Origin of the sequence: Coraliomargarita parva (assembly GCF_027257905.1) — a bacterium.
GTDB classification, from domain to species: Bacteria; Verrucomicrobiota; Verrucomicrobiia; order Opitutales; family Coraliomargaritaceae; genus Coraliomargarita_A; species Coraliomargarita_A parva.
Map to the genome: position 1 here is coordinate 1 of NZ_JAPZEI010000020.1, position 5,465 is coordinate 5,465.

At 50.3% G+C, this 5,465-nt stretch carries 7 protein-coding genes; all 7 read left to right on the forward strand.

From position 1 onward, the window contains the following. Positions 1 to 581: hypothetical protein (locus O2597_RS18435; protein WP_269527231.1), on the forward strand; the 581-nt coding region annotated here is incomplete at its 5' end. 40 nt (positions 582 to 621) lie between these two features. Next, entirely contained in the window at positions 622 to 1,128 is a 507-nt protein-coding gene (locus tag O2597_RS18440) for a hypothetical protein (protein WP_269527233.1), read from the forward strand. Positions 1,129 to 1,164: 36 nt separating this feature from the next. Then, complete coding sequence (locus O2597_RS18445; protein WP_269527235.1) at positions 1,165 to 1,632, forward strand: hypothetical protein; 468 nt, start codon at positions 1,165 to 1,167, stop codon at positions 1,630 to 1,632. A 59-nt stretch (positions 1,633 to 1,691) separates the two neighbouring features. After that, complete coding sequence (locus tag O2597_RS18450) at positions 1,692 to 2,027, forward strand: hypothetical protein (RefSeq protein WP_269527237.1); 336 nt, start codon at positions 1,692 to 1,694, stop codon at positions 2,025 to 2,027. Between the two features lie 89 nt (positions 2,028 to 2,116). After that, positions 2,117 to 2,488: a hypothetical protein gene (locus O2597_RS18455; protein WP_269527238.1), complete on the forward strand. Its 372-nt coding sequence runs from the start codon at positions 2,117 to 2,119 to the stop codon at positions 2,486 to 2,488. A gap of 76 nt (positions 2,489 to 2,564) precedes the next feature. Further along, on the forward strand, positions 2,565 to 2,876 hold the full coding sequence (locus tag O2597_RS18460) for a hypothetical protein (RefSeq protein ID WP_269527239.1): 312 nt from the start codon (positions 2,565 to 2,567) through the stop codon (positions 2,874 to 2,876). A gap of 1,059 nt (positions 2,877 to 3,935) precedes the next feature. Further along, positions 3,936 to 5,279, forward strand: a complete 1,344-nt coding sequence (locus tag O2597_RS18465; RefSeq protein ID WP_269527241.1) for a glycoside hydrolase family 125 protein — start codon at positions 3,936 to 3,938, stop codon at positions 5,277 to 5,279. Positions 5,280 to 5,465 lie beyond the last annotated feature (186 nt).

Consider the following 5,465-nt stretch of genomic DNA (forward strand, 5'->3'; position numbering starts at 1 on the left):
TGTTCCCGCAGCGCCTCCAGCGCTACCTTGCTTTTGAACTCGGATGTGAACTTTCGTCTCTTTTTCATTGGTTGCTTTACTTTAACTCGGTGAAGCAACCTGTCCAACTTTACGGGGCCGGCTCAGAATACACTCCACCCGAAATCGTCGAGATGACCTCTGAGGCCGAAAAGGAGTTTTACGACGAGATTTCTAACATGAAGAGTGACCCAATCGAAGGCGTAAAAGAAAAAGAGGAAGAAAGAATCGCCTTTGAGAGTTTGGGCATCCCCTACAATACTCAAGGTTTCGTGGATTTGCTTACATTCGAACCACCAGCGTTTGACCTGTTTGATATGGATGTGAATCGAACGAATTCAGAAAAGATGACCTTTCAGGCGGTCGTAGGTCCATCGATTAATACTGATGGGAAACTATACGTGAAGAAAAGTGACGATCAGATCGTTCAGGTCTTTTCGCGTTCACACCAGAATTGCATCATTGAGACCAAAGATAAGGAATCTGGAGGTTTTATCCAGATTATGCATTTTTCACCTCCAAACCAAACTGGGTCGAACCAGGCGCAGGTGGCAACGCCATAGGCGCGCCACTGCTCGACGTTCGGTGAATAAAATGAAACCAATGACAGCCAAAGAGTTGATGGATCAGCTAGCGAATGATCCAGACTACCAGCGTCGGATGAAAGAAAAGGAAGAGCGACTCAAGCCGATCTGGGATGCACGAAAGAAAGATCAAGAAGAACTCGTAAGAGAAATAAATGAAATTGGTTACTCAATCGAGAGTGTTTACGACCTCGTAAATAATGCACCACATCCAGTTCTCGAAAGAAAATTTATTGGGCCATACCCGAAGGCGTATCCTATCCTTCTGAAGCACCTAAACCTTCCGCACGAAAAAATAATAAGAGAAGGAATTATTCGAGCATTGACCGAGAAGGATGCTGGAAGAGAGGTCGAAGAAGCCTTATTGGATAATTTCCAGAAAGAGAAGGATCCAGACACGAAGTGGGTTCTAGCGAATGCACTATCGAGAATTATGCCCTATCATCGAAGAAGAAAGTATCCAGAAATCCGAAAGACCCTAAAACCAAACAAGACCGAACCAGACGCTACTGGGCAACGTCGCTAACGCGCCGTCGCCAGAGCTCCACGTTGGGTAAAAATCATGAACACTAAAGGCGAAATCGAATTCCTCAGAACCTACAAGGACTTCATTTACCACTTCAATCTGCTTGATAGAAATATGGGCTACTGCCTTCGTTACTGCCTTCAAAGAAATGGGAATGAATCACCTGAAAAGTGGCTTTCCCAGAGCTTCGATTCAAAGCGCAAGAGAATCCTAGGATTAGCAGATGAGCACGATCTGAATGAGACATTCAGCGAGTGGAATTCTCGGCTGGAAGGAATTAGACATTTTCGGAATATAATCTCGCATGGCGCATGGGAATGGAAGAGGTGGCTATCAGAGCCAATACACTACCACGCACCAGAAATAGAAAACGGAAAAGGAACATTAAGCTTAGATGCCTTTGAGGACAAATTCTTTGAGCTCAAAAAATGTGCTGACGAGTTTAGTGATATTCGAACCTCTCTTGAAATCTCGGTAGAGAAAATGACCCAACAGCCGGCATAGTCAACGACGGGGCTGCGCCCCATCGCGACTAGCCTCATCGTTGTGGAAGAGAAAAAGCAATGACCCTAAGCCTAATTGCAGCTCTCCTAGCGATTGTCGCAACGGCCATCAGCTTCTTCAGTGAACAAGACACGATCGAAGCAATGATGGGAGAAGCCTACCTGGTCGTATTCCTATACGGTCTTGCAATCATTCTTTCGTCAATTGGAGCGATCACAGGTATTTGCCGCCTATCAAGGAAAGAAAAAAGAAAAACTGTATCGTTGGTTAAGATAGGCATCTGCGTCTTCATCCTGCTACCAGTTGCAGTATCGTTCATCCCAGACACAAAAAATAATGTAATTATCGATTTCGATTACACTATCGGAATCAGGAGTTCAGTTTCCCAGTGTTGAAGTTACATCAAGAACAAAAAACATAACAAGGCGGAGTGAGCAACGCGAGTGCCTCGCGTCTCTCATCCTCTACGTTTTCACAGAGTAAAATGAAATCGATCATCATTACCGCGACTCTAAGCCTATTGATCGGCTTTGCTCTTGGGTATTTGCTGAAGGTGAGAGAAACCGACGAATATATCCATGTTGTCCAAGTGAACGGCACTCTTATCGAGGGTCAGTTCCAGACAATTGGAAAAGAAGAACTGAAGGCATTGAATGATCTTGTTTACGAGAGCAAAGGAGCAGACTACAAGATCCTGCAGATTCTTGTTCAATCGAAGGAAAAAGTGAGGATGATCGTTGGGATATCGAACCGCGGAAAACCACACCCTGGCTTCACTTCTGAAATCCCCATGATAGCAGAAAAGAAAGATGGTGTCTGGAGTATCACCAAAACCGGCCTCGCAACAGCAATCTAAAATGAATCCAGAACCAGCCGCTTCTGGCCAACGTCGCTGACGCGCCGCCGCCAGAGCTCGACGATCTCAGAAAAAAATGAACGTATCCAAAATACTAAATGATGCCTTCTGGAAGCAGCATCGAATGTTCATGTCGGATACGCATGAGGGGAACATTGAAGAACTCGTGGATGATTACGTCGATTTTCCGAAGGAAATAATTGAATGCATATACAGCTATGCGTGCCTTTTGGACAAGACTTCAGCGATTCTAGCTTCAAAGGTCCAAAAAGAAGAAATCACTAGAGACGAGGCACTAAACCAATTAAAAGTCGACTTTGACAAGTTTGGCGAGAATGAGAGAACTAATTCATTAGAGCGACAGCTTGAAGAGCTTGGCGTCTTTTAAGATATTACACCAAAAATGAGATCCAGTCGGCATACTCAATTCCTTTCGCGCTCCGCGCTACAGTCTTGAGTAGCCTCTACGATATGGGAAAGACATTTGAATGAACCACGGATCGACACCGATGAACACGGATGTCGTAGATCCCGCCAACGGGAAACCATCTGTGCTGGTGGGGAAGGGAAAATTGAAACAAAGTATCCGTGTCCATCTGTGTGCATCCGTGGTTTAAAGCAAACCAGATGGAGGGAAGCGAAGAAAGCCCATTAGTGTCAAATCAGTGTAGATTAGCGGTCTCCGGCTCCGCGGGAAAAACCCATCCCAAAAGGAAGAAGGAGCACTTGTCGCAATGAAATAATCGGTCAGAATCGAGGCATTGGAGAAGGCCTGTATTTTGGATCGAAGGGCATTGCCTACCTTTCCAAAAGCGTCCTTGATCTGTCTGCCCAAAGCGCACTTGAGCACTGAGGTCTCGGACTTGCTAAGACAGCGATGAGGTACTCACAGTCATGGTGCGGGAGGGGGAGTTGCTCTGGCGGACCCCTCCGTCCCGGTCAAGCCGGGACATCCGGCTTCTCTCCGATACGCCGTGACAGGCCTCCCCTCGGAGAGAGGAGGAGCTGTTTTTGAGGGCTGACGAAGCGCGGCAGCGCGGAGATGGTAAAATGCGGAGCATTTTGCCCGAAGCGAAGCGCAGGGTGACTGAAGCGGCCAGTCCTGAGCCTGTCGAAGGGGTGCCCTTTGGGCGCTGAAGGAACAAACCTGAGACCTGACTCTGGAAGGCTGAGGGCGGAGACCTGAAGCGTGGCAGCGCGGAGACACTGCATAATAAGCAGCGGGGTTGCTGGAAAATCATTCTGCCTAAAATGATTCTGCCTCTCCCACACGGTTGTCAGAATTATTCTGTCAGTGATCATTCTGTTCTCCAAAGAACCGTTGTAAGCATCATACTAGCCTGTCCTTAGCATATTCACGCGCTTGCCCGGAAGGTTGAGCACTTCAAGTGCATTGACGTCTTGGCAAGCCCTGTCGAATCTGCTCCCTGATAAAAAGAGCTATCACATGAATCTGGCATCAAAGCGTCCCATCGAATCAAAGCGCAGTTACCGCAGTCCGGCGGTGGAGGCCTTTATCTGCGAAGTGAAATCGCGGATCGCGGATCCCCGCTTGGCGTGGATGTTTGAAAACTGCTATCCCAACACGCTGGATACCACGGTCCTCTATGATGACGCTGCGGAGGATGCGTTTGTCATCACGGGCGACATCCCCGCGATGTGGCTGAGGGATTCGACGGCGCAAATCTGGCCTTATCGCGTGCACCTGGCGAAGGACGAGGAATTGTCTCGCTTGTTCCGTGGGCTGATCCGGCGTCAGGCCCGCTGTATCCGGATCGATCCCTATGCGAACGCCTTCCATCGAGATCCGACGGAGCCGCCTCAGCACAAGGACGACACGGCCATCCCGGACGGCGTATGGGAGCGCAAGTGGGAACTGGACTCGCTCTGTGCCTTCCTTCGTCTGTCGCACGGCTACTGGGCGGAGACCGGAGAGCTGGACCTGTATGGCGAGAGCTGGCAGGAGGCGCTTGGCCTCGTGCTGAAGACCTTCCGTGACCAGCAAGTGCCCCGCGGCTATACCTTCTCGCGTGAAACGACGGTCACCTGTGAGACCTTGTACTGGCATGGGCGTATGGCACCGACGAAGGCCTGCGGACTGATCCACTCGGCCTTTCGCCCTTCAGACGACGCATGCCTCCTGCCATTCAGCATCCCCGGCAATGCCATGGCCCGCGTCTGTCTCGATGACATTGCTGCGCTGCTCGACCAGCTAGGCTTGCCCGAAGTGGCCACGGAGTGCCGCGCCTTGTCATCTGAGATCGAGCAGGCCCTGTCGGTCCACGCCTTCACCATGCTGCCCGACGGGAGACGTATTTACGCCTACGAAGTGGACGGCTGCGGCAGTCACATCGTAATGGATGATGCGAATGTGCCGAGCCTGCTGGCACTGCCATACCTGGGCTACTGTGCGGTGTATGATCCGATCTATCAAGCGACCCGCCGATTCCTATGGAGTGAACAGAATCCCTATTTCTTCCGCGGCAAGGCGGGCGAGGGGATCGGAGGGCCGCACATCGGATTGGATTACGTCTGGCCCATCAGTATCATTATGCGAGCCTTGACGGCGCAGGACGATGGAGAGGTGCTCGAATGCCTGCGGCAGTTGGTCGCCGCGCATGAGGCGACCGGATTGATGCATGAAAGTTTCCACAAGGATGACGCGGGCGATTTCACCCGTCCGTGGTTTGCCTGGGCGAATACCCTTTTCGGGGAACTGATCCAGCAGATCTACCAGCGATCGCCGGAGCTGCTGCAGGAGGAGATGGCATCTGGGAGGGCTGAGGGCTGAAACCTGAGACCTGACTCTGGAGGGCTGAGACCTGAAAGCTGAAGTTTTTGAGAGGAGGGGGAGGGGTCAGGACATGGGTAACAGTTTAGGTTCAAGACATAGGTAACACTTCGTCAGAGCTTGGTGACAGTTGTTAGTATTATTTTTGTAGGTGTTTACGAAGCTTTTTGGGTGTTGCCCTCTCCT

Excerpts from the sequence above, each read along its gene's own strand:
- O2597_RS18440 (WP_269527233.1), top strand. The coding sequence starts at position 622 with ATGACAGCCAAAGAGTTGATGGATCAGCTAGCGAATGATCCAGACTAC.
- O2597_RS18445 (WP_269527235.1), top strand. The coding sequence starts at position 1,165 with ATGAACACTAAAGGCGAAATCGAATTCCTCAGAACCTACAAGGACTTC.
- O2597_RS18450 (WP_269527237.1), top strand. The coding sequence starts at position 1,692 with ATGACCCTAAGCCTAATTGCAGCTCTCCTAGCGATTGTCGCAACGGCC.
- O2597_RS18455 (WP_269527238.1), top strand. The coding sequence starts at position 2,117 with ATGAAATCGATCATCATTACCGCGACTCTAAGCCTATTGATCGGCTTT.
- O2597_RS18460 (WP_269527239.1), top strand. The coding sequence starts at position 2,565 with ATGAACGTATCCAAAATACTAAATGATGCCTTCTGGAAGCAGCATCGA.
- O2597_RS18465 (WP_269527241.1), top strand. The coding sequence starts at position 3,936 with ATGAATCTGGCATCAAAGCGTCCCATCGAATCAAAGCGCAGTTACCGC.